Here is a 22,915-nt window from a genome sequence, read left to right as displayed (position 1 = left end):
TTAGATAACGCCCAAAAGCAGCGCGGTCAGGGTCATCAGCACCGACGCGGCAAACAGAAAAGGAATGGTGAAGCGCTGGTGATCGGCCAGTTCGATCTTGCACAGGCCCACCAGCAGGAAGGTCGCGGGGGTCAGCGGGCTGACCGGGAAGCCGGTGGTGTGCACGCCCAGCAACGAGGCCTGTGCCACTTGCAGCGGGTCGACGCCCAGCGCCTTGCCGACTTCGGCGATCACCGGCATCACGCCGAAATAGTAGGAATCGGGATCGAACAACATGCTCAATGGCATGGAAATAAAGCCCACCACAGCCGGAATCAGCTTGCCGTGGCCGGCCGGAATCTGCGCCACCGCCACTTCGGCAATCGCCTTGAGCATGCCGGTGCCTTGCATGATCCCGGTAAACACCCCAGCGGCGAGCAGGATACTGGCCATGGTCAGGGCCGTTTTCGCATGGGCGTCGATACGCGCGCGCTGGGCCTCGACATTGGGGTAGTTGATGCACAGCGCGACGACGGTGCCGAGCATGAACATCACCACCGGGTCGACCCATCCGGCGATCATCACCACCATCACCAGCACGGTGAGCACCAGGTTGACCCAGAACAGCCGTGGACGGCGCAGCTTGATATCGTCGTCACTGAGCACCCGTTGCGGCAGCGCGTCCACGCGGGAACCGACGCCCAGGCCCAGGCGTTTTTCTTCCCGATGGCCCAGCCACCAGGCGCAGGCGAACACGAAGATCAGCCCGACAATCTGCACCGGGATCAGTGGCTGGAACAGGTCGGCCACCGGCACATGCAAGGCCGCGGACGAGCGCAGCACCGGCCCGGTCCACGGCAGGAAGTTGACCCCGGCGGCCATCGCACAGACGCAGGCCAGGATGCGCTTGTCGATGCCCAGCCGGGTGTACAACGGCAACATCGCCGGCACCGTTACCAGAAAGGTCACCGCGCCGGAACCGTCCAGGTGCACCAGCAGCGCCAGGGTCGCGGTGCCGACGACAATCCGTGTAGGACGCGTGCCGACCGTGCGCAGGATGCGATCGATGATCGGGTCGAGCATGCCGGCGTCGGTCATGATCCCGAAGAACAGGATCGCAAACACAAACATGCCCACTACCGGGGCGACGTTTTTGATGCCAGTGATGATGAACCCACTGGTTTGCAGGCCGAACCCACCGATCAGCGCGGCGATGATCGGCAAGGCAATCAGGGCCACCAGGGGCGAGAGGCGCTTGCTCATGACGGCGGCAAGCAGGCAGAGGATGGTAATGACACCCAGGGTTGCGAGCATGGGGTACTCCAGAGCGGCCTTGGTGGCCGGTTATTGTTTTCCCTGGAGTATTGGAAGCGGGTCAGTCTTTGTAAATTGGAATATTCGGCATGGTATGTTCGGAAAAACAAAACGAAGCGGCCCTTATGAAAAACAGCATTCAGCACATCCAGGCCTTCCTCGCCGTTGCGCGCACCGGCAGTTTCACCAAGGCCGCCAACGAGCTGCACCTGTCTCCCTCAGCCCTCACCGTGCAAGTCCAGCAGTTGGAAGACTGGCTCGGCGTCGCGCTGCTCGACCGCAGCCCGCGCCATGTGAGCATCACCGCCGCCGGCCAGGCGGCGCGTGGTCCCATGGAAAAATTGCTGCTGGACCTGGACAACATCGTCACCGGCTCGCGCGACCTGGCCGCCCTGCGCCGGGGTGTGGTCACCATCGCCGCCCTGCCCTCGGTGTGCGCCGGCAGCCTGCCGCCGGTGTTGCGCCTGTTTCGCGAGCGCTTCGCCGGGATTGAAGTGCGCCTGCATGACCTGGTGGCCCATCGCATACATGCCCAGGTGCGTTCCGGCGACGTGGATTTCGGCATCGGCGTGCGCGCGCGCCTGAGTCATGGCCTGGACTTCGTGCCGGTGTTGAACGATCGGTTGTGCGCGTTTGTGCCGCTGAACCATGGGCTGACGCGCTATCGATCACTGACCCTGGAGCAACTGGCAGACCAACCGATCATCCTCACCGGACGCGACAGCAGCGTGCGCGAGCAAGTGGACGCGCTGTTTGACCAGACACGGCTCACACTGAACGCGGGCATGGAAGCCAACTATATGTCGACAGTATTGGCATTGGTGCGCCAAGGGTTGGGCATCAGTGTGCTGCCGGAATCGGCGGCGGACAGCCTGGAGGGGTTGAAGCGGATCAACATCAATCATCCCGGCGTGAACCGGGAGATCGGGTTGATCAGTCGCAGTGGGATGGCATTGAGCCCGGCAGCGCAGCGCTGCTTTGACCTGCTGAATAAAAAATTAGCTGACTCACCATTGAGCTAAAGGTCGGAGAGGGCTTGGCGAACACCACCCTCTGTAGGAGCGAGCTTGCTCGCGAAAAACGTCAACGATAACGCGTGCTTCCTGAATGAACGCGGTGCCTGTGAGTTTTTCGCGAGCAAGCTCGCTCCTACATCAGGGCTTGCCCGCGCCTTTTAATTGCATGATCAGTCCAGCATCGGGACATGCCGAGGATGGCTGGCCACCCGCTTCAACCACGCCTGCACCGCCGGATACTGCGCCAGGTCAAACCCGCCTTCATGGGCCACATGGGTATAGGCATACAACGCGATATCGGCAATCGAATAGTGCTCGCCCACCAGATACGGCGTGGCTTGCAGCTGGCGCTCCATCACCCGCAACGCCTTGTAGCCGCCCTTGTGGGTCGTCTTGTATTCCTCAAGACGATCCTGCGGCATGTTCAGGTAGAACTGAATGAACCGCGCCACGGCAATATACGGCTCGTGGCTGTATTGCTCGAAGAACTGCCACTGCAACACTTGTGTGCGCAAACGCGGTTCGCTCGGCAAGAAGTCGCTGCCATCGGCGAGGAAGTTGAGAATCGCGTTGGACTCCCACAGGCAGGTACCGTCTTCCAGCTCCAGCACCGGGATCTTGCCGTTGGGGTTCTTGGCCAGAAACTCAGGGGTCTGGGTGTCGCCCTTGAGAATATCGATATCGATCCATTGATACGCAATACCCAACAGGTTGAGCATCAATTTGATCTTGTAGCAGTTGCCCGATTTGTAATCGCCATAAACCTTGTACATGGGCTCCCCTTATGCCGCTTGACGCGCCCTGAACGAACGCTTGCGCCCACAAAGTGCGGGTATCGACGGTTTGTTTCAAGACATCGCACAGAATAAATCCGCTCGCCCGCTGTGAAGATGGCCTTTCATCCCTTTCCGCGCCAATAATCGAAAACATTATTTGCTTTATTTGTATACAAAAGCATAATTCGCTTCGTGCGAGTTCCTGACCTATCAGTCAACAAAACCCGCCAGCACCTCAAAGCGCTGTCGCCCACTCATGTGATCGGCGCTGGAAATAACAATAAAACGATTGAGGAGTACTCGCTGTGGATAGCCGCAAAACCGAAGCCCCAACCCTGGATCTCAGCCCGCCGCAGCACGGCTGGCTCGAACGCCTGTTCAAACTGCGCTTGCATGGCACCACAGTGAAGACCGAGCTGATCGCCGGCCTTACCACCTTCATCACCATGGCCTACATCATCTTCGTCAACCCCAACATCATGGCCGATGCGGGCATCGACCACGGTGCGGCGTTCGTCGCCACCTGCATCGCCGCCGCGCTGGGCTGCCTGTTGATGGGCCTGTACGCCAACTGGCCGGTGGGCCTGGCGCCGGGCATGGGCCTGAACGCGTTTTTCACCTACACCGTGGTGGGCACCATGGGCTACAACTGGGAGACCGCCCTCGGCGCGGTATTTATCTCCGGCGTGCTGTTCATGACCCTGACCCTGTCGCGCATCCGCGAATGGCTGCTCAACAGTATTCCCGTGAGCCTGCGCCACGCCATGGGCGCCGGGGTAGGCCTGTTCCTCGGCGTGATTGGTCTGAAAACCGCCGGGATCATCGTCGACAGCCCGGCGACCCTGATCAAGCTTGGCTCCCTGCACGAACCCGCGCCGTTGCTGGCGGCGGTGTGTTTCCTGCTGATCGCCATTCTCAGCTATCACCGCGTGTTCGGCGCGATCCTCATCAGCATCATCGCCGTGACGCTGGCGGGCTGGGGCCTGGGCCTGGTGCAGTACAACGGCATTCTCTCCACCCCACCGAGCCTGGCGCCGACCTGGATGGCGATGGACGTGATGGGTGTGTTCAATGTGAGCATGATCAGCGTGGTATTCGCTTTTCTTTTTGTACACATGTTCGACACGGCGGGTACACTGATGGGCGTTGCGCAACGTGCAGGCCTGGTGAACGCCGACGGCAAGATCGACAACCTGTCCCGCGCGCTGAAGGCCGACAGTGCTTCCAGTGTATTCGGTGCCATGGTCGGCGTGCCGCCAGTGACCAGCTACGTGGAAAGTGCCGCCGGCGTTGCAGCCGGTGGCCGTACCGGGCTGACCGCTGTAACGGTAGGCGTGCTGTTTGTGGCGGCGATGTTCTTCGCGCCGCTGGCCGGCATGATTCCCGCCTACGCCACTGCCGGGGCGTTGATCTACGTGGCAATGTTGATGATGGCGAGCATGGCGCATATCAACTGGGATGAAGCCACCGACAGCATTCCGGCGATCGTCACCGCGATCATGATGCCGCTGACGTTTTCGGTCGCGGACGGTATTGCCCTGGGCTTCATCACCTACGTGGCGCTCAAGGCCGGCACCGGCAAGTACCGCGAGATTTCCGTGAGCCTGTGGGTGCTGTGCGCGATCTTTATTGCCAAGTTTGTGTTTTTGTAAAAGCAGCGGCAAGTTTTCAGCTGCAAGCTGCAAGCTACAAGCTATAACTTGCAGCTTGAAGCTTGAAGCTTGAAGCTTGCGGCTTGAAGCTTGCCGCTTACCGCTTGCCGCCGACAACTGGAGCTAACAACATGACGATCGAAACCTGGCTGCTGTTCAGCGGCGCCGCGCTGGTGGTGATCCTGATCCCGGGCCCGCTGTCCCTGCTGATGATCAGCAACAGCCTCAACTACGGCCTGCGCCGCTCGTACCCGGCATTCCTGGGCGGGGTGTTCGCCTCGATCTGCCTGCTGAGCGCTTCGGCCCTGGGCCTGGGCGCACTGCTGCTGGCGTCCGAGCAAGTGTTCAGCGCATTGAAGATCGTAGGTGCGCTGTACCTGTTCTACCTTGCGTGGCAGAGCTGGCAGCAATCGCGCCTGCCGGCCCAGGGTGCACACGTGCCGCAGACGCCAGCCGTGCCGCGCTTTCGCGCCTTGTTTGGGCGTGCCTTTGTACTGGGTGCGAGCAACCCCAAGGACATCCTGTTTTTCGCCGCCTTCCTGCCGCAATTTCTCAGCAGCCAGCAACCGTTCCTGCCGCAATTGCTGACCATGATTGCCACGTGGACGGTGCTCGACCTGCTGTGCAAACTGGCCTATGGCGCGGGCGCCCATGGCGCCGCACGGTATTTGCGCAGCGGTTCGGGCCAGAGCTGGTTCAACCGCATCAGCGCCGCGCTGTTCGGCGGTGCCGGGATTGCATCATTGATCAAAGCTCCGCTGGCCTGATGAAGTAGATCGTGGGCGTTTTAACGTTTTGCACGCCCGCGATCAGCTTGACCAACCTCCCCTCGTTCAAGGCCTCGCTGAACTGTCGATAGAGCGCCGGGTACACCCGGCTTTTATTCAGGAACCAGTCATCGGAAAGCAGTCGCCTGGCGCCCACTTTCATCGCCATGCTTTTTCCGTCCAGCCATTTGGGCACGATGTAATAGAGCTTGTTGGAGGCTGGATGTGTCGCTAAAAGATGGGGATACCGAGGCGCATAGACAAGTTTCAAACGTTCTACAACAAACCCTTGTTGCTGCAGTATCCGGGTCACCTCGTCGAGGCTGGCGGTCACCCGTCTGTGGGTTACCTCCTTCTGGCCTTTGGCTTTGACGAACAGGGAACGGTCAAACGTCGACGGCAGGGTGAAATCCATGCGCTCAAAACTGCCAACCTGCCCGTCTACGCCCACATACAGACTGAACTGCATGCGCGGCCGCATAGGCTGCAACATGCTTATCAAGTCATCGGTTCGAGCCGTTTGCCCCGGTACTTGGGGCGTCCACTCGTCCAGGGCTGCGCGGATGCTTAACAACCGGGTGCTCGTCAGTGCGGGTTGACCAGGATCAGCCAATTCAACCAGCCTGCGCGCCGCATACCTGGCGCTGGCCGGCGTCAGGTCCGGAAACCGCGCGCTGATCGAGGCAGCCAACGGCCGGTTGAACAGCGACTGCCTGGCGGTCCAGCGCAGGTCCTCGCCATAGGTGAACAGCACGGGTTGCGGCGCGGTAGCGTCCCCAAGCCGCATACTGATGCTGTCAATACTGTCGATCAGCGATCCTGGCGGCTTGAGAAAAACCACGTCGGCATGGAGCTGGGACCCACTGGGCAGGATTTCATAATACCGCTCGCCCACCTTGAGGCTCGGCTGGCTGACCTCCTCGATCGTAAACACTTTGCGGTACGGCGCAATTTCCACGGCCTTGCGCGAACCCTGCGGTTGCCCCCAGTCTCGCCAGGCGCTTGTCAGATTATGCGGGCGCCTGACCAATTGCTCCGTCGACGCAACGGGCGGCGGCGCCCAACTGACCGGGACCTTCGAGGGGGGCAGTGTGTGCTGCCATAATGGCGTGGCTATCGAGCTGGGCCCCGGTTGCGGCTCGGGTGCGTCGGCCCCCAACAGCCACTGGCGCGGCTCCTCGATGTTCAGAATCAGTTCGTTGTCCCCGGGTGTTCGCGTGTTCCTGAAGCGCAGTTGCCGTTCGCCATCGCGCTGATACACGCCATAACGTCCCCCCTCGGCGTCGATGACGAATTGTTCGCCGTTTTTAACGCGCGAGCCTCTGCTGACCGGTCCTTTCAATTCAATCGCATCACTGGCCAGCCCCGAGAGTTTGTAGGGTTCCAGGCCCTTGAAGGTCATGGGGGAGGAAGGCGGCCGCAACGACAGCGGGCTATAAATATGCTGGCGTCGATGCAACTGAGTGAGGGCCAATCTAATCGGCCTTACGGTGACCGGCTTCAGCGGTTTAGCGGCGGGGCCGATCTTGAACGGTGCGAATGTCAGGGCCACATCCAGCACAAGCTGATGAATCGCAATCGCCAGGTCAACGCCGTCGCCTGCGCCGTGATAAAGGCGTCGCGCGGCCAACAAGACTTCATGCAGCAGCACGCCTATGGACACGAAGGGGATCATGGACAGCAGCCCTTTGATCGTTCGAGCCTTTTGCTCACCCAGTCGCCAGAGACGATAAACCTCCAGCGAAGCCTGGGAGTTGGATTCGGCACGCCCCTGGCGCTGCACCTTCAGCACCTGGGCATGGGCCAGCGCTGCGAGCATGTCGCGTGCGTCCGTTTCGGTGATACCCAACCATCGCGCAGGCATCACCTCCTGCTGTTCACGGATCTCCAGCTCGATCTCACTGAGTGAAGTGGCCGGAAACACTCGCTTGCTTTTAAACCAGCGATACAGATGCCGGGCAATGAATAACTCCTTGGGCTCGGTAACCCCCAGGACAAACATTCGCAGTTGCTCCAACATACTGCGCCAGAGCGTTGCGGGGGTTGTCACGGGTGTGATTACGCCCGGATAACCGGCGAGCGCTTGCGTCTCCGAGCCGGGGGCAACGTATTTCGCAAGCTCGGCCATGTTTTCCTGCGCCTGCCAATGCTTCATCAGCACCTCACGCAGAGCATCGAGGCTGTCGTGCTCCGAGAGCGCCGGGAAACTCGTTGCAGCAGGCCAGTAAAAAAGACAGCGCTGCACCTGGGGATCCTGGATCACCACCATCCCGGCAATATGACGTGCCCAGGGCACCGTCAACGCCTCGATCCTGAGAAAATACAGGCGCAGTGGTGAGGGTGCGCCCGTCTGTATCGCTGTTGCGCGCTTGAACAGCTGTTGCCCTTGCTCGCTCAGCGTGAGCTGTTGGGCATCGATCAGGTCTATTTTCGTCTGGCGTCGTACCGGCCGGCGCAACAATTCATGGCGAAGCGGCGCGTGCGTCGCGGCATCCGCGATATCGTCCTCGCCGTAGCAAACGCTGAGGATTTTTTGATCGTACTGACCACCAATATCCAGGCTGGCAATGGTCTTGATCAAATAGTCCACGCCCAAACGCTCCTTCCAGGCCGGGACCAGATACCGCATGCTTTTCAGGCGCCAGGCGGTCCAGGGCGCTTCGGGGTCGAGGTTAGTCAGCGCGAGCTGCAAAAAGCTGTAGGTCGTGCGCTCTTTGCTGACCACGGCTTTGGGCCCCGCCTCACCGGGACGACGCTCCGGATGGCCGACCCATACACTGCTCACATCATCGGGAATGTCGAACAACGGCTGATCGATATCCAATGCAGGATAGAGCCCATCCAGGGTCAACTGCTGGATCAGCAATGGACGGGCGAATTGCTCCACGCTCCCCAGGGCACCCACCAGCTCGCGCTGCAGGTTCAGCGCACTGCGTTGCTGGCGATTGACCAACCGCGCGTGCCGCCTGCTGCTCGACACCGGCGCCTGGCTGTACCAGGCCGGCATTCTGGTTGCCAGCGCGGCCCCGGCCATGACCATTTGCAGGTTGTTCAGGGCTACCTCCCTGGCATCGTGAGCCGGTATCTGCAGGCTTTGGGCAACCTCGGCCGCCAAGAGCGTCTTTGCCAACGTGGCGTCGCCGACCTCGGTAAACACCCGCTCGCCCGCCACGATTTTCTGGCGTGCGTCAGCGAAGCCCTTGACTTGCTCCCTTAAACCGGCCAACAGCACATCGCCATCGATATCCGCGAAGCACAGGGTGACCGCCTCGCTCGCTGGCAGGTTGCGCACCCACCTGCGCGCAGCATTGCGCTCGGCACGCCCGATGCACAGCCACAGCGGGTTCGGTTCGCGCGCCATGAAACTGGCCTGCAAGCGCTGCGTCAGCACCGCCAGGGATTTGAAGCGTTGCAACCCACCCTCCAGCCCCGGCATGTACAACAACACCGCACGATTGGCATGGCCCGAAGCACCCGCCACCACGAACACGCCCAGCAATCGGAAGGCTGGCTGCGCTCCCCCGCCCAGGGTCACAGACATCACTCTACCCACACCGAGGCCGCGCGCTTGCAACGGTGTCTCGACCACCGCCCTGACCCGCACCAGCCAGTGTTCGTCAATGAACCCAAGCCGGTGCATCAACTGCGCCTCGTGGATCAAGGCCGCACCACGCGCCGCCAGCAGACGCTCCTGCCGGCTCGGCACGCCGCTGGCAGGGCCCACCCAAAACGACTCGTCATCCAAGCGATGCTCATGGCCATCGAGCAAGCTCGAGCAATGCTGACGTTGCTCCAGCCAATGCTTGTGCAAGGCAGCGACCGCTTTATAGTCCGCTGTTTCCTCGCTCGGCTTATCGTCATCGAGCAAACGTGTCAGTGCCCGTTCATACTGCTGCTGTTTCTGCTCCCGAATCCGCAATGGCAGACTGTGGGACAGGCTGGCAAAGCTGATTTGCAAAGAACGCTCGTGCTGGTCGCGGCTCAGCAATTGCGCCAGCGCCGAGTTCAAACCCGCCGGCATGCTCAACAGCCTGCGCCCCTGTTCCACCTGCAGTAGACGCTCGAGCGGTTGCATGTAGGCGCCTTTGATCGCATCGCCAGGAAACAGATAAGCACTGTTGATATCCAGCAAGGTTGCCATCTCGTTGTCCCACTGCACGTGCAAGAGCGCCCTGGCGCTATGCTCCAGCGCATGGCCTTCGATCAGCGGGCCCAACTGCCCTTGCGCCATGGGCAACGCTGTGGATGCGGTGAAATCGGGTAACTCATGGCGCCTGCGCACTGCCAGCAACGGCCATAATGCATGTGTCTGCGCCGCCACCCGCTCAGGGAAACCGCTCTGCCAGGCCTGGTGCGTTTCGAACTCATGAAACAACGGCTCCAGGCCCGGCAGGAACAGCACCTGTCGGGGGTGATCAGGATCCGCTTCGTAGTACAGATGCAGCGCGCCACAGAAGGGAATGGTGGCGCCCGACTTGCCCGGGCACACCACCTGCGCCACCCGCAGGTCGGCGCGCAGGCCGCCCGCCCGCGCGCGGTGCTCGGCGGCAGGCGCCTCGACCATCGTCATGACCATCGCTAATCCATCCTCGGATAACTGGTTGAGGCCATGAGCCAGCAGCGCTTGATCGCCGATCAACCCGTGGTACGACTCACACCAGTACGCCTCGCGCGTCGCCAATCGATCTTCCGCCAGCACTTGCCAGAACGCCGGCGCCGCAGACTCGATGCGCGCCAACAGGTCCACCTGCAGCACCCGACTCAAGGCCGCGTCGGCCAGTTGCCCGGACTGACACGCCTGCTCACTCAGCTTGCCCTCGCGGACACACGCGCGCTCGGCCAGCAAGCGCATTACCGTGTCGGTCAGGCTGCGACGCCAGTGCGTCTCGTCAGGGGTCAAGGGCACATTGAGCAACAAGGAATCGGGGTCCATTTCAAAGGTGTCGCGCAAGGTCTGGCGGATCAGGCGACTGATACGTGGCGCGCGCACCTGCATTTGTTGCAGCAAATGCGTCTGGTGTGCACACCGTGCATGAGCCAGATAAAGCTCGTTGAGCTGGCGGCTGGATTTGACGCTAGCGTCGAGGTGTTCGAGCAGAAGGGTGCTGTGTGGCTGAGCGTCAGCCGCCACCAAGGGTTCGGATCCCATGTCTACGTCCATTTTTTCTGAAAAAAAAAGACTAGGCAGTTGGAGCGAACCGCTGGGGTTACATAGTTGACGGTCGAAAAAAAGCCCGCAGTGTGCGCGGGCGAAACCAACGAAGAGCATTGGGGGGTGAAGCGAGGTGACGGCTCAGCTACCGCGATAAGTGGAGTAGCTGTAAGGCGAAATCAACAGGGGTACATGGTAATGCTCTTGCTCGGCGCTGATGCCGAAGCGTAATACCACCACATCCAGAAAAGCCGGTTCGGGCAGCTGCACACCGCGGGCGCGGTAATAATCACCGGCATTGAATTGCAACTGGTAGACACCGCTGCGGTAGTCGTCGCCTTGCAACAGGGGCGCATCGCAGCGGCCGTCGCCGTTGGTCAACGCGGTGGCGACGAGTTCAAGCTGCGCGCCTTCGACGCGGTAAAGCTCGATCTTGATCGCGCTGCCGGGGCAGCCGTGCGCGGCGTCCAAAACGTGTGTGGTCAAACGTCCCATGGCGTCATGCGCCTCCCGAAGTCAGTAGAAAGACAACCCGCACTCTTTCAGGGAAGCGAAAAAGCCGGCGACGGCTGATTAAGACACTTTTCATTGAAATTGTACACAATAAATTCGACGAGATTCTCATCTACTGTAGGAGCGAGCTGGCTCGCGAAAAACTTCAACGATAACGCGGGCTTTCGAGATGAAAATGGTGCCCTCAGGTTTTTCGCGAGCAAGCTCGCTCCTGCAGTGGAGTTTTTCGCCTTTAGCTGACCAGTCAGGCAAGTTTCTTGCAAGGACGGACACGGAGACCCTTCAGAAAAAATGCAGAAATGCAGGCTTACAAAGTTTGCGATAAGTTGTATACAATCACTCATCGCTGTGACGCCACCCAGTCTTTCCACTGCCCGGCCGCCACACACATCTGCTACCACGCACAAGAAGGAAGACTGCAGTGAGCGCTGACTACCCACGCGACCTGATCGGTTACGGCAGTAACCCTCCTCACCCCCATTGGCCGGGCAAGGCACGCATCGCGCTGTCGTTCGTACTCAATTACGAAGAAGGCGGCGAGCGCAATATCCTGCACGGCGACAAAGAGTCCGAAGCGTTTCTCTCGGAAATGGTCTCGGCCCAGCCGCTGCAAGGCGCGCGCAACATGAGCATGGAGTCGCTGTACGAATACGGCAGCCGTGCCGGGGTGTGGCGCATCCTCAAGCTGTTCAAGGAATTCGATATTCCGCTGACCATCTTCGCCGTGGCCATGGCCGCCCAGCGCCATCCGGATGTGATCCGCGCCATGGTTGCCGCCGGCCACGAGATCTGCAGCCACGGCTACCGCTGGATCGACTACCAGTACATGGACGAGGCCCAGGAGCGCGAGCACATGCTCGAAGCGATCCGCATCCTCACCGAACTGACCGGCGAGCGCCCGCTGGGCTGGTACACCGGGCGCACCGGCCCCAACACCCGGCGCCTGGTGATGGAGGAAGGCGGCTTCCTGTACGACTGCGACACCTACGACGACGACCTGCCCTACTGGGAACCCAACACCCCCACGGGCAAGCCGCACCTGGTCATCCCTTATACCCTGGACACCAACGATATGCGCTTCACCCAGGTGCAGGGTTTCAACAAGGGCGATGACTTTTTCGAATACCTCAAGGATGCCTTCGACGTGCTGTACGCCGAAGGCGCCGAGGCGCCGAAGATGTTGTCCATCGGCCTGCATTGCCGCCTGATCGGTCGCCCGGCGCGCCTGGCTTCGCTCAAGCGCTTTATCGAGTACGCCAAGAGCCATGAACAAGTGTGGTTCACTCGCCGCGTCGACATCGCCCGTCACTGGCACGAAACCCACCCCTGCACGGGAGCGGCGAAATGACTGCGTTCAACACCGTCAAACCCTCGACCTTGAGCCGCGATGCGTTTGTCGCCGCCTTCGCCGATATCTACGAACACTCGCCATGGGTAGCCGAACAGGCTTACGACCTGGGCCAGGACGCGTCGATCGACCAGATCGAAACCCTGCACCAGCGCATGAGCGATATCCTGTTGAGCGCTGATCACACCCGCCAGTTGGCGCTGATCAACGCTCACCCGGACCTGGCCGGCCGTGCGGCCGTCCAGGGCCAACTGACCCAAGCCAGCACCGATGAACAGGCTGGCGCGGGGATTCACCAATGCACGGCCGAAGAGTTCTCGCGCTTCACCGAGCTGAACGAGGCCTACAAGGCCAAGTTCAAGTTTCCCTTCATCATGGCGGTAAAAGGCAGCAACCGGCACCAGATCCTCGCCGCGTTCGAAACGCGCATTCACAACTCTGCAGACGCTGAGTTCAAGTGCGCACTGGACGAGATCAACAAGATCGCGTTGTTCCGTTTATTGACCCTCTAAACGACCATCCCCAGCCACTCTATCCAAGGCAGACAAGAAGAATGAAAGCGCAACCCGTACCTTTCGAGAAGTTCGTCAACCTCGCCGACGCCCGCCTGGGCACCAAAATCATCTCGGTGACCGATGACTGGTTCGCCGACGCCAACCGCCTGTTCCAGCCGACCCCGGCGGTGTGGAAGGAGGGCGTTTTCGATGACAACGGCAAGTGGATGGACGGCTGGGAGTCGCGCCGCAAGCGCTTCGAAGGCTACGACAGCGCGGTGATCCGCCTGGGCGTGCCGGGTTCGATCAAAGGCGTGGACATCGACACTTCATTCTTCACCGGCAACTATCCGCCGTCGGCTTCCCTGGAAGCCTGCTTCCTGGCCTCGGGCGAGCCTGACGCCAATACCCAGTGGGTGGACGTGCTGTCGGCCGTCGAGCTGCAAGGCAACAGCCATCACTACCACGAGATCAACAACGACCAGGCCTTCAGCCACCTGCGCTTCAACATCTACCCGGATGGCGGCGTGGCGCGTCTGCGTGTGTACGGCGTGCCGTTCCGTGACTGGTCCGCGGTGGGCGACAACGAACAGGTCGACCTGGCCGCCGCGCTCAATGGCGGTCGTGCCCTGGCCTGCTCCGATGAACACTTCGGCCGCATGAGCAACATCCTCAACCCGGGCCGCGGCATCAACATGGGCGACGGCTGGGAAACCGCGCGTCGGCGTACGCCAGGCAATGACTGGGTGATCGTCGCGCTGGGCCATCCGGGCGAGATCGAACAGATCATCGTCGACACCCTGCACTTCAAGGGCAACTACCCGGACACTTGCTCGATCCAGGGCGCGTTCGTCAAAGGCGGCACCGACAGCCAGATCGAGACCCAATCGCTGTTCTGGCGCGAACTGCTGCCGGCGCAGAAGCTGGAAATGCACGCTGAACACACGTTTGCCGAGCAGATCAAGGCGCTGGGGCCGATTACCCATATCCGCCTGAACGTGTTCCCGGATGGCGGTGTGAGCCGCCTGCGAGTATTGGGCAAGGTAGCCAGATAAGCGGTGACCCCATCGCAGGCAAGCCAGCTCCCACACTTGAATGTATTCACACATCAACTGTGGGAGGGGCTTGCCCCCGATAGCAATAGACCCGACAACACAGCATCCGGATAAGAAGACAGCCATGCGCACACTGATGATCGAACCCCTGACCAAAGAAGCCTTCGCCCCCTTCGGAGACGTTATCGAAACCGATGGCAGCGATCACTTCATGATCAACAATGGGTCGACCATGCGCTTTCACAAACTGGCCACGGTCGAAACGGCACAGCCCGAAGACCACGCCATCATCAGCATCTTCCGCGCCGACGCGCAGGACATGCCGCTGACCGTGTGCATGCTGGAACGACACCCGCTGGGCAGCCAGGCCTTCATTCCGCTGCTCGGCAACCCCTTTCTGATCGTGGTCGCGCCCCTTGGCGATGCACCTGTATCAGGCTTGGTCCGCGCCTTCGTCACCAACGGCAGGCAGGGCATCAATTACCATCGCGGCGTCTGGCACCATCCGGTGCTGACGATCGAAAAGCGGGATGACTTCCTGGTGGTTGATCGCAGTGGCACAGGCAATAACTGCGATGAGCATTTTTTCCAAGAGGATGAGCGTTTGATCCTCGCCCCCCACCAATAAGAGAAGGCCGGATCACCCGACAACAAGGGTGACAGGCGAGAGGTAAAGACTGTGGAAGCACATCTGTTGGAATGGCTGAACCTGAGCGTGCGCTGGGTTCACATGATCACTGGCGTCGCCTGGATCGGCGCTTCGTTCTACTTCGTCTGGCTGGAAAACAACCTCAATCGCGTCAACCCCAAAAGCGGCCTGGCCGGCGACTTGTGGGCAATCCACGGTGGCGGTATCTACCACCTGGAAAAGTACAAACTGGCCCCGCCGACCATGCCGGACAACCTGCACTGGTTCAAATGGGAAGCCTATTTCACCTGGATGTCGGGCGTCGCGCTGCTGTGCGTGGTGTTCTACTGGAACCCGACCTTGTACCTGCTGGCCCCCGGCAGCAGCCTCAGCGGCACCGAAGGCGTATTGCTCGGCATCGGCTCACTGTTCGCCGGCTGGTTCATCTATTCCTTTCTCTGCGACTCGGCCCTGGGCAAGCGCCCTGCCCTGCTCGGCCTGATCCTGTTCGTGCTGCTGATCGCGGCGGCCTATGGCTTCAGCAAGGTGTTCAGCGGCCGTGGCGCCTACCTGCATGTGGGTGCGGTGATCGGTACGATCATGGTCGGCAACGTGTTCCGCATCATCATGCCCGCCCAGCGCGCACTGGTGGCGGCCATTGCCGAGAACCGCACGCCCGACCCGGCACTGCCGGCCAAAGGCTTGCTGCGCTCACGGCACAACAACTACTTCACCTTGCCGGTGCTGTTCATCATGATCAGCAACCACTTCCCGAGCACCTACGGCAGCCAGTACAACTGGCTGATCCTGGCCGGGATCGCCGTGGCGGCGGTGTTGGTGCGGCACTACTTCAACACCCGGCATAACAGCCAGAAGTATGCCTGGACCTTGCCGGTGGGCGCGCTGGCGATGATCAGCCTGGCCTATGTGACCGGACCCAAGCCGGCGCCGGAAGTGGCCAAGGCACCTGCGGCGATCGAGTACCAGCCGTTGCCGGAAACCGCCCTGGGCGGTGGCTTGAAACCGGCTGCGCCCGCCGCACCGGCCGCTGAACCGGCACCGGCCCAGGCCGGCACCGACTTCGGCCAGGTGCACCACGTGATCGAACAACGCTGCACGGTGTGCCACTCGGCCAAACCCACCAGCCCGTTGTTCAGCACGGCACCGGCTGGGGTGATGTTCGACACACCGGCACAGATCCAGCAGCAGGCGGCGCGGATTCAAGCGCAGGCCGTGGCCAGCCAGATCATGCCGTTGGGCAACATCACTCAGATGACCCAGCAAGAGCGGGATTTGATCGGCACCTGGATCAATCAAGGAGCCCGCACCAACTGACTGATTCACAGAGATCCAATGTGGGAGGGGGCTTGCCCCCGATTGCAGTGTGCCAGGCAGCACACCTGTAACTGATCAACCGCCATCGGGGGCAAGCCCCCTCCCACATTTGGTACTGCAGTGTTTTGAATATTGCGCTCCACACAACACAACAATAAAAAGATCCGAGGTGTTGCATGTCCCAGTTAGAAACGCAGACTCCTGCCGCGCCCGCCATGGTGCGGCTGCCCCTCTTGCAACTGATTCTGGTAGGCCTGCAACACGTCTTGCTGATGTACGGCGGCGCTGTCGCCGTCCCCTTGATCATCGGCCAGGCTGCGGGCTTGAGCCGTGAAGAAATCGCCTTCCTGATCAACGCCGACCTGTTGGTCGCCGGCATCGCCACCGTCGTGCAGTCGGTCGGCATCGGCCCGGTGGGTATTCGCATGCCGGTGATGATGGGCGCCAGTTTCGCCGCCGTCGGCAGCATGGTCGCCATGGCGGGCATGCCCGGTATCGGGTTGCAGGGCATCTTCGGCGCGACCATCGCCGCCGGGTTCTTCGGCATGCTCATCGCCCCCTTCATGTCCAAGGTGGTGCGCTTTTTCCCGCCGCTGGTGACCGGTACGGTGATTACCGCCATCGGTTTGTCGCTGTTTCCGGTGGCCGTGAACTGGGCCGGTGGCGGCAGCGCGGCCGCTACGTTCGGCTCGCCGGTGTACCTGGCAGTGGCCGCGCTGGTGCTGGCCACTATCCTGCTGATCAATCGTTTCATGCGCGGCTTCTGGGTGAACATCTCGGTGCTGATCGGCATGGGCCTGGGTTATGCATTGTGCGGCGTTATCGGCATGGTCGACCTCAGCGGCCTGGCCCAGGCGCCGTGGGTGCAGGTGGTGACGCCGCTGCACTTTGGCATGCCCAGGTTCGAGCTGGCGCCCATTTTGTCGATGTGCCTGGTGGTGGTGATCATCTTTGTCGAATCCACCGGCATGTTCCTCGCCCTGGGCAAGATCACCGGCCAGGAGGTCACGCCAAGGATGCTGCGTCGCGGCCTGCTGTGTGATGCCGGCGCGTCATTCTTCGCCGGGTTCTTCAACACCTTCACCCACTCCTCGTTCGCGCAGAATATCGGCCTGGTGCAGATGACCGGCGTGCGCTGCCGCTCGGTGACAATCATGGCCGGAGTGTTTTTGATTGTGCTGAGCCTGTTGCCCAAGGCCGCCTACCTGGTTGCCTCGATTCCGCCGGCGGTACTGGGCGGCGCGGCCATTGCCATGTTCGGCATGGTGGCGGCGACCGGTATCAAGATCCTGCAGGAAGCCGACATCGCCGACCGGCGCAACCAGTTGCTGGTGGCGGTAAGCATCGGCATGGGCCTGATCCCGGTGGTGCGCCCGGAATTCTTCGCGCAATTGCCGGTGTGGATGAGCCCGATCACCCACAGTGGCATCGCCATGGCCACGCTCAGCGCGTTGTCGCTGAATATCCTGTTCAACATTCTCGGCGGTGCCGAGCGCCCTGCCGTTGAGCACGCCCACACCTGACGCATGCCCCATTGTCGCCCTGTGCGCGCTGTAACGGCGCACTTGAGCCCCGACGTGGGAGCCAGTATTCTCCGCGCCCGCTTGAATCGACGGTTTCTTACCGCCTTGGCGCGGCTTTTGCTGTAGCCATAAAGCTGACCAATCAGACGAGTTTTTCAGCAAATCCAAAGGCGCCGCCTCAGAGCGCCACATTAGAAAAAACATAAAACTTTAACTCGGGAGCACCGAATGAAACCTATGTTCAAAGGCCTGATGCTGGCGGGATCCCTGCTGGCCGGTGGTCAAGCCGTGGCCGGTGATGTGTTGCAGTGGCAAAACAACAGCCTGACGTATCTGTGGGGCAAGAGCTTTACCGTCAACCCGCAGATCCAGCAAACCGTCACCTTCGAGCATGCGGACGCGTGGACGTACGGCGACAACTTCTTCTTCCTCGACCGCATCTTCTACAACGGCAAGGAAGACGGCAACGTCGGTCCGAATACCTACTACGGCGAGTTCAGCCCGCGTTTGTCGTTCGGCAAAATCCTCGACAAGGACCTGTCATTCGGCCCGATCAAAGATGTCTTGCTGGCCTTCACTTACGAGTTCGGCGAAGGCGATAACGAGTCGTACCTGCTGGGCCCGGCGTTTGACTTGAATATTCCGGGTTTCGACTACTTCCAGTTGAACTTCTACCAGCGCCAGACCGAGGGCAACCGCCCGGGTGACGGCGTGTGGCAGATCACTCCGGTGTGGTCGTACACCATTCCCGTGGGCAGCTCCGATGTGTTGATCGACGGGTTCATGGACTGGGTGGTGGACAACGACAAGAACGCCCGTGGCACCTATCACGCCAACTTGCACTTCAACCCGCAGGTCAAATACGACCTGGGCAAGGCGCTGCATTGGGGCGACAAACAGCTGTATGTGGGTTTTGAATACGACTATTGGAAGAACAAGTACGGGATCGAGGACTCGGGGGCGTTCAAGACGACCCAGGACACAGCAAGCTTCCTGGTGAAATACCACTTCTGATCAAGCACCGCAGTTCAAATGTGGGAGGGGGCTTGCCCCCTCCCACATTCAGCTCTGCACATTCAGTTCTGCGTCAGCCCGAGGAATCGGATGATTTCCTCACGCTTGGCCAGTGCATCCTTACGCCCCAATTCGATCAGTTCGCTGCAATACCCCGCCTCGAACAGCAAGTAACTCAACACCCCCGCCCCACTGGTTTTGGTCGCCCCAGGCCCACGCAGGAACACGCGCAACGCCGCCGGCAATTCCTGGCGATGGCGTGCCGCGATTTCGTCGATCGGCTGGCTGGGCGCAATCACCAGCACTTCCACGGCCGCCAGACCGGGCGAGACATCGCTGAATTGATTCAAGCGCTCCAGCAATTCGATATCGCTTTCCAGGCTGTCAATGAACGTGCTGTTGAGCATGTGCCCGCCGATCTGCGCCAGGGTCGGCTCCTGGCCGGTATAGGTGCGCGGCATCGAGGGTTCATTGCCGCGCGGGTTACCGCTGACGCCTACCACCAGCACGCGGCTGGCGCCCAGGTGCAGCGCCGGGCTGATCGGGGCCGACTGGCGCACGGCGCCATCACCGAAGTATTCCTGGTCGAGTTTGACCGGGGCGAACAGCAGGGGAATCGCCGAGCTGGCCAGCAAATGTTCCACTGTGAGTTGCGTCGGCACGCCGATGCGCCGATGGCGCAGCCAGGCGTCGATGGTCGCGCCGCTTTGATAGAAGGTCACCGCTTGCCCGGATTCATAGCCGAATGCGGTGACCGCCACGGCGTGCAGATGTTTACGCTGGATGGCTTCGTCGATGCCCGCCAGATGCAGTTTGTCCTGCAACAAATCGCGCAGCGGTGCACTGTCGAGCAACGCCACCGGAAACCGCCTGCCCAGGCCCAGCAGGCTATGAAAGAGAAAGCGACTGGCCTGGCGAATCACGCCCGGCCAGTCGCTGCGCAGTACCAGATGGCTGCGAAAGCCCTGCCAGAACGCGGTGAGGCGTTGGACAGCGGCGGTGAAGTCAGTCGCGCCACTGGCCAGGGTGACCGCATTGATCGCCCCGGCCGACGTGCCGACGATCACGGGAAAGGGATTGGGCGCCCCCGGCGGCAGCAACTCGGCAATCGCCGCCAACACCCCTACCTGATACGCCGCACGCGCCCCGCCGCCGGAAAGAATCAAGCCTGTGACCGGTTCAGCTGGGCGCATTGCGTCACTCCATGTGGGAAAGGTATGCCTTACCGACGGCGTTTTTCGTACAGCTTGGGTTCGCCCGGTGGCCGGCTCTTGAAGCGGCGATGGGTCCACAGGTATTGCTCGGGGCAGTCGCGCACCGAGGCTTCGACCCACTGGTTGATGCGCAGGCAATCGATTTCGTCGGTTTCCCCTGGGAAGTCGGTCAACGGCGCATGAATCACCAGACGGTAGCCGCTGCCATCGGCCAGGCGCTCCTGGGTGAACGGCACCACCAAGGCCTTGCCCAGACGCGCAAACTTGCTGGTGGCCGTGACAGTGGCGGCCTGGATGCCGAACAGCGGCACGAAGATACTTTGCTTGGCGCCGTAGTCCTGGTCCGGCGCGTACCAGATCGCACGGCCGGCGCGCAGCAGCTTGAGCATGCCGCGCACATCGTCGCGCTCCACTGCCAGGGAATCGAGGTTGTGGCGCTCGCGACCACGGCGCTGGATAAAGTCGAACAGCGGGTTGCCGTGCTCGCGGTACATGCCATCGATGGTGTGCTTCTGCCCAAGCAGGGCAGCGCCGATTTCAAGCGTGGTGAAATGCAGGGCCATCAGAATCACGCCCTTGCCCTCCAGATGCGCCTGCCTCAGATGCTCCAGACCCTCGACATGGGCCAGGCGTGCCAGACGCGGCTTGGGCCACCACCAGCTCATCGCCATCTCGAAAAAGGCGATACCTGTGGAGGCAAAATTTTCCTTGAGCAGGCGTTTACGCGCTTGGGCGGACTTTTCCGGAAAGCACAGTTCAAGGTTGCGTGCCGCAATACGGCGACGCTCACCGGCCACGCGGTACATGCCCGCGCCCAGCAGGCGACCAATGGTCAGCAGCACGCGGTACGGCAGTTGGGTGACCAGCCACAACAGGCCCAGCCCCAGCCATAACGGCCAAAAACGCGGGTGAAGAAATACAGCTCGAAAACGCGGGCGATCCATTACAGATTCCGGTAAAGACAAGGGCCGCGCATTCTACAACGGTTCGACTCGGCTTGCGGCGGGTGAGTGTTCTCGTTATAAGTCTCGACACTTTTCGTGACAAGCCGCTTTCGCCGACCATGAGCCAAACCGAACCGCTAGACCAAGATCCCGTGTTCCAGCTGAAAGGCAGCATGCTCGCCATTACCGTGCTGGAACTGGCCCGCAATGACCTCGATGCCCTCGACCGCCAACTGGCCGCCAAGGTCGCCCTGGCGCCGAATTTTTTCAACAATGCCCCGCTGGTGCTGGCCCTGGACAAACTGCCAGCAGGCCAAGGCGCCATCGACCTGCCCGGGCTGATGCGCGTGTGCCGCTCCCACGGCCTGCGTACCCTGGCGATTCGCGCCAGCCGTATCGAAGACATCGCCGCCGCCATCGCCATTGAACTGCCAGTACTGCCGCCCTCCGGTGCACGCGAGCGTCCGCTCGAACCATCGGTCGGTGAAGAGAAGAAAAAACCGGAAAAACCACCTGAACCCTTGATCAGGCCAACAAAGATCATCACCTCGCCCGTACGCGGCGGGCAGCAGATTTACGCCCAGGGCGGCGACCTGGTGGTGGTCTCCTCGGTCAGCCCTGGCGCGGAACTTCTCGCCGATGGCAACATCCATGTATACGGCCCGATGCGCGGCCGTGCCCTGGCCGGCATCAAGGGTGATACCAAGGCGCGTATTTTCTGCCAGCAGTTGACCGCTGAGCTGGTTTCCATCGCGGGTCAGTACAAGGTTTCCGAAGATCTGCGTCGTGATCCGCTGTGGGGCGCTTCGGTACAGGTCAACCTGTCGGGCGATGTGTTGAACATCATCCGTCTTTAACGGATACTGCCGCATTTTCCAAGCATCTCTAGACTCTGATAGCAAAGCGAAACTGGCAATACTTGCGTAGGACTATTTGGAAGTTGGCGTTTCCCCTGGGCAAACCCTGGCTTTTTCCCTACAAAGGCTGTCCGCCTGCAGCGAGTTTCAAGAGATGTTTTTCAGGGACTGAACGTCCTTTTTCCTTAGGGGTGAAACACCTTGGCCAAGATTCTCGTGGTTACATCCGGCAAGGGTGGTGTGGGTAAGACCACCACCAGCGCCGCTATCGGTACCGGCCTCGCTTTGCGCGGCCACAAGACAGTCATCGTCGACTTCGACGTCGGTTTGCGTAACCTCGACCTGATCATGGGCTGCGAACGCCGCGTGGTGTACGACTTCGTCAATGTGGTGAACGGCGAAGCCAACCTGCAGCAGGCCCTGATCAAGGACAAGCGCCTTGAGAACCTGTACGTGCTGGCCGCCAGCCAGACCCGTGACAAAGACGCGCTGACCAAGGAAGGCGTAGGCAAAGTCCTCGCCGAGCTGAAAGAAACCTTCGAATACGTGGTGTGCGATTCCCCGGCCGGTATCGAAACCGGCGCTCACCTGGCGATGTACTTCGCCGATGAAGCCATCGTGGTGACCAACCCGGAAGTGTCCTCGGTACGTGACTCCGACCGCATGCTCGGCCTGCTGGCCAGCAAGTCCAAGCGCGCCGAAGAAGGCCAGGACCCGATCAAGGAACACCTGCTGCTGACCCGCTACAACCCTGAGCGTGTCAGCAATGGCGAAATGCTCGGCGTTGAAGACGTCAAGGACATCCTCGCCGTGACCCTGCTGGGTGTGATCCCGGAATCCCAGGCCGTCCTGAAGGCTTCCAACCAGGGCGTGCCAGTGATTCTCGACGACCAGAGCGACGCCGGCCAGGCGTACAGCGATGCCGTTGATCGTTTGCTGGGCAAGACCGTGGAACACCGCTTCCTCGATGTGAAGAAGAAGGGATTCTTCGAGCGTATCTTTGGAGGCAACTAAACAATGAAATTTCTCGACTTCTTTCGCGCCAACAAAAAACCCAGTACCGCATCGGTCGCGAAAGAGCGTCTACAGATCATCGTGGCGCACGAACGCGGCCAACGCAGTACCCCGGACTACCTGCCAGCCTTGCAGAAGGAACTGGTCGAGGTGATCCGCAAGTACGTCAATATCGGTAACGATGACGTGCATGTCGCCCTGGAAAATGACGGCAGCTGCTCGATTCTGGAACTCAATATCACCCTGCCTGATCGTTGATCGAACAGGCGGCCGCCACGGCGGCTCGGTCACCTTGATCCCTTGCCGGGAACCGGGTGGGC

19 protein-coding genes are annotated in these 22,915 nt (G+C 60.9%); 13 read left to right on the top strand and 6 right to left on the bottom strand.

Translation table 11 applies throughout. The features are described 5' to 3' along the window. Positions 1 to 1,293 (bottom strand): CitMHS family transporter, encoded by a 1,293-nt coding sequence (locus CIB54_RS03285; protein ID WP_101218565.1) that lies wholly within the window; start codon positions 1,291 to 1,293, stop codon positions 1 to 3. A 125-nt stretch (positions 1,294 to 1,418) separates the two neighbouring features. Between CIB54_RS03285 and CIB54_RS03280 the strand changes: the two genes are divergently transcribed. Beyond that, positions 1,419 to 2,315, top strand: coding sequence for a LysR family transcriptional regulator (locus tag CIB54_RS03280; protein ID WP_101218657.1), 897 nt, complete (start codon positions 1,419 to 1,421; stop codon positions 2,313 to 2,315). A gap of 164 nt (positions 2,316 to 2,479) precedes the next feature. On the opposite strand, the gene CIB54_RS03275 is transcribed toward CIB54_RS03280, so the two are convergent. Further along, on the bottom strand, positions 2,480 to 3,082 hold the full coding sequence (locus CIB54_RS03275; protein WP_101218563.1) for a glutathione S-transferase family protein: 603 nt from the start codon (positions 3,080 to 3,082) through the stop codon (positions 2,480 to 2,482). A 308-nt stretch (positions 3,083 to 3,390) separates the two neighbouring features. Here CIB54_RS03275 and CIB54_RS03270 point away from each other — a divergent pair, with 308 nt between their 5' ends. Together CIB54_RS03270 and CIB54_RS03265 are read left to right on the top strand one after the other, a co-directional pair. After that, positions 3,391 to 4,737, top strand: a complete 1,347-nt coding sequence (locus tag CIB54_RS03270) for an NCS2 family permease (protein ID WP_101218561.1) — start codon at positions 3,391 to 3,393, stop codon at positions 4,735 to 4,737. A 131-nt stretch (positions 4,738 to 4,868) separates the two neighbouring features. Continuing rightward, on the top strand, positions 4,869 to 5,504 hold the full coding sequence (locus tag CIB54_RS03265; RefSeq protein ID WP_065950258.1) for a LysE family translocator: 636 nt from the start codon (positions 4,869 to 4,871) through the stop codon (positions 5,502 to 5,504). On the opposite strand, the gene CIB54_RS03260 is transcribed toward CIB54_RS03265, so the two are convergent. Continuing rightward, positions 5,485 to 10,653, bottom strand: a complete 5,169-nt coding sequence (locus tag CIB54_RS03260) for a dermonecrotic toxin domain-containing protein (protein ID WP_232790519.1) — start codon at positions 10,651 to 10,653, stop codon at positions 5,485 to 5,487. The genes CIB54_RS03265 and CIB54_RS03260 overlap by 20 nt on opposite strands. A gap of 144 nt (positions 10,654 to 10,797) precedes the next feature. Continuing rightward, entirely contained in the window at positions 10,798 to 11,151 is a 354-nt protein-coding gene (gene uraH, locus CIB54_RS03255) for a hydroxyisourate hydrolase (protein WP_065950259.1), read from the bottom strand. 439 nt (positions 11,152 to 11,590) lie between these two features. Here uraH and puuE point away from each other — a divergent pair, with 439 nt between their 5' ends. The 7 genes from puuE to CIB54_RS03215 all read left to right on the top strand — a co-directional run bounded on the left by puuE (position 11,591) and on the right by CIB54_RS03215 (position 18,566). Then, a complete protein-coding gene (puuE, locus tag CIB54_RS03245) occupies positions 11,591 to 12,517 on the top strand; it encodes an allantoinase PuuE (protein ID WP_065950260.1) in 927 nt (308 codons plus the stop codon). Beyond that, positions 12,514 to 13,029 (top strand): 2-oxo-4-hydroxy-4-carboxy-5-ureidoimidazoline decarboxylase, encoded by a 516-nt coding sequence (gene uraD, locus CIB54_RS03240; protein WP_065950261.1) that lies wholly within the window; start codon positions 12,514 to 12,516, stop codon positions 13,027 to 13,029. Before puuE ends, uraD begins: the two co-directional genes overlap by 4 nt. Before the next feature lie 41 nt (positions 13,030 to 13,070). After that, positions 13,071 to 14,066, top strand: a complete 996-nt coding sequence (gene alc / locus CIB54_RS03235; RefSeq protein ID WP_065950262.1) for an allantoicase — start codon at positions 13,071 to 13,073, stop codon at positions 14,064 to 14,066. A 124-nt stretch (positions 14,067 to 14,190) separates the two neighbouring features. Then, positions 14,191 to 14,694 (top strand): ureidoglycolate lyase, encoded by a 504-nt coding sequence (locus tag CIB54_RS03230; RefSeq protein ID WP_065950263.1) that lies wholly within the window; start codon positions 14,191 to 14,193, stop codon positions 14,692 to 14,694. A 51-nt stretch (positions 14,695 to 14,745) separates the two neighbouring features. After that, positions 14,746 to 16,029: a urate hydroxylase PuuD gene (locus CIB54_RS03225; protein WP_101218559.1), complete on the top strand. Its 1,284-nt coding sequence runs from the start codon at positions 14,746 to 14,748 to the stop codon at positions 16,027 to 16,029. A 176-nt stretch (positions 16,030 to 16,205) separates the two neighbouring features. Beyond that, complete coding sequence (locus CIB54_RS03220; protein ID WP_065950264.1) at positions 16,206 to 17,552, top strand: nucleobase:cation symporter-2 family protein; 1,347 nt, start codon at positions 16,206 to 16,208, stop codon at positions 17,550 to 17,552. Positions 17,553 to 17,780: 228 nt separating this feature from the next. Continuing rightward, positions 17,781 to 18,566 carry an outer membrane protein OmpK gene (locus tag CIB54_RS03215; protein ID WP_065950265.1) on the top strand — a complete coding sequence of 262 codons (786 nt, stop codon included), beginning with the start codon at positions 17,781 to 17,783 and terminating at the stop codon, positions 18,564 to 18,566. Between the two features lie 62 nt (positions 18,567 to 18,628). On the opposite strand, the gene CIB54_RS03210 is transcribed toward CIB54_RS03215, so the two are convergent. Further along, entirely contained in the window at positions 18,629 to 19,759 is a 1,131-nt protein-coding gene (locus CIB54_RS03210) for a patatin-like phospholipase family protein (protein ID WP_101218557.1), read from the bottom strand. A 29-nt stretch (positions 19,760 to 19,788) separates the two neighbouring features. Further along, positions 19,789 to 20,724, bottom strand: a complete 936-nt coding sequence (locus CIB54_RS03205; protein WP_065950267.1) for a lipid A biosynthesis lauroyl acyltransferase — start codon at positions 20,722 to 20,724, stop codon at positions 19,789 to 19,791. 119 nt (positions 20,725 to 20,843) lie between these two features. Here CIB54_RS03205 and minC point away from each other — a divergent pair, with 119 nt between their 5' ends. From minC to minE, 3 genes are all read left to right on the top strand, one after another. Continuing rightward, positions 20,844 to 21,581, top strand: a complete 738-nt coding sequence (minC, locus tag CIB54_RS03200; RefSeq protein WP_101218555.1) for a septum site-determining protein MinC — start codon at positions 20,844 to 20,846, stop codon at positions 21,579 to 21,581. A 201-nt stretch (positions 21,582 to 21,782) separates the two neighbouring features. After that, on the top strand, positions 21,783 to 22,595 hold the full coding sequence (gene minD / locus CIB54_RS03195) for a septum site-determining protein MinD (protein WP_065887939.1): 813 nt from the start codon (positions 21,783 to 21,785) through the stop codon (positions 22,593 to 22,595). Positions 22,596 to 22,598: 3 nt separating this feature from the next. Then, the gene (gene minE, locus CIB54_RS03190) at positions 22,599 to 22,853 is read left to right on the top strand and encodes a cell division topological specificity factor MinE (RefSeq protein ID WP_003175252.1); all 255 of its coding nucleotides are present in this window, start codon (positions 22,599 to 22,601) and stop codon (positions 22,851 to 22,853) included. The last annotated feature ends 62 nt before the right edge of the window (positions 22,854 to 22,915 follow it).

It is taken from the genome of Pseudomonas fluorescens, from assembly GCF_002837185.1.
In the GTDB taxonomy this organism is placed as follows: domain Bacteria; phylum Pseudomonadota; class Gammaproteobacteria; order Pseudomonadales; family Pseudomonadaceae; genus Aquipseudomonas; species Aquipseudomonas fluorescens_AM.
The sequence above is the reverse complement of the archived record's forward strand: the minus strand, read 5'-3'. Positions and strand labels throughout refer to the sequence as shown.

Coding starts and splice junctions, on each gene's coding strand:
- CIB54_RS03285 (WP_101218565.1), bottom strand. CDS start 1,293: ATGCTCGCAACCCTGGGTGTCATTACCATCCTCTGCCTGCTTGCCGCC.
- CIB54_RS03280 (WP_101218657.1), top strand. CDS start 1,419: ATGAAAAACAGCATTCAGCACATCCAGGCCTTCCTCGCCGTTGCGCGC.
- CIB54_RS03275 (WP_101218563.1), bottom strand. CDS start 3,082: ATGTACAAGGTTTATGGCGATTACAAATCGGGCAACTGCTACAAGATC.
- CIB54_RS03265 (WP_065950258.1), top strand. CDS start 4,869: ATGACGATCGAAACCTGGCTGCTGTTCAGCGGCGCCGCGCTGGTGGTG.
- CIB54_RS03260 (WP_232790519.1), bottom strand. CDS start 10,653: ATGGGATCCGAACCCTTGGTGGCGGCTGACGCTCAGCCACACAGCACC.
- uraH (WP_065950259.1), bottom strand. CDS start 11,151: ATGGGACGTTTGACCACACACGTTTTGGACGCCGCGCACGGCTGCCCC.
- uraD (WP_065950261.1), top strand. CDS start 12,514: ATGACTGCGTTCAACACCGTCAAACCCTCGACCTTGAGCCGCGATGCG.
- alc (WP_065950262.1), top strand. CDS start 13,071: ATGAAAGCGCAACCCGTACCTTTCGAGAAGTTCGTCAACCTCGCCGAC.
- CIB54_RS03230 (WP_065950263.1), top strand. CDS start 14,191: ATGCGCACACTGATGATCGAACCCCTGACCAAAGAAGCCTTCGCCCCC.
- CIB54_RS03220 (WP_065950264.1), top strand. CDS start 16,206: ATGTCCCAGTTAGAAACGCAGACTCCTGCCGCGCCCGCCATGGTGCGG.
- CIB54_RS03215 (WP_065950265.1), top strand. CDS start 17,781: ATGAAACCTATGTTCAAAGGCCTGATGCTGGCGGGATCCCTGCTGGCC.
- CIB54_RS03210 (WP_101218557.1), bottom strand. CDS start 19,759: ATGCGCCCAGCTGAACCGGTCACAGGCTTGATTCTTTCCGGCGGCGGG.
- CIB54_RS03205 (WP_065950267.1), bottom strand. CDS start 20,724: ATGGATCGCCCGCGTTTTCGAGCTGTATTTCTTCACCCGCGTTTTTGG.
- minC (WP_101218555.1), top strand. CDS start 20,844: ATGAGCCAAACCGAACCGCTAGACCAAGATCCCGTGTTCCAGCTGAAA.
- minE (WP_003175252.1), top strand. CDS start 22,599: ATGAAATTTCTCGACTTCTTTCGCGCCAACAAAAAACCCAGTACCGCA.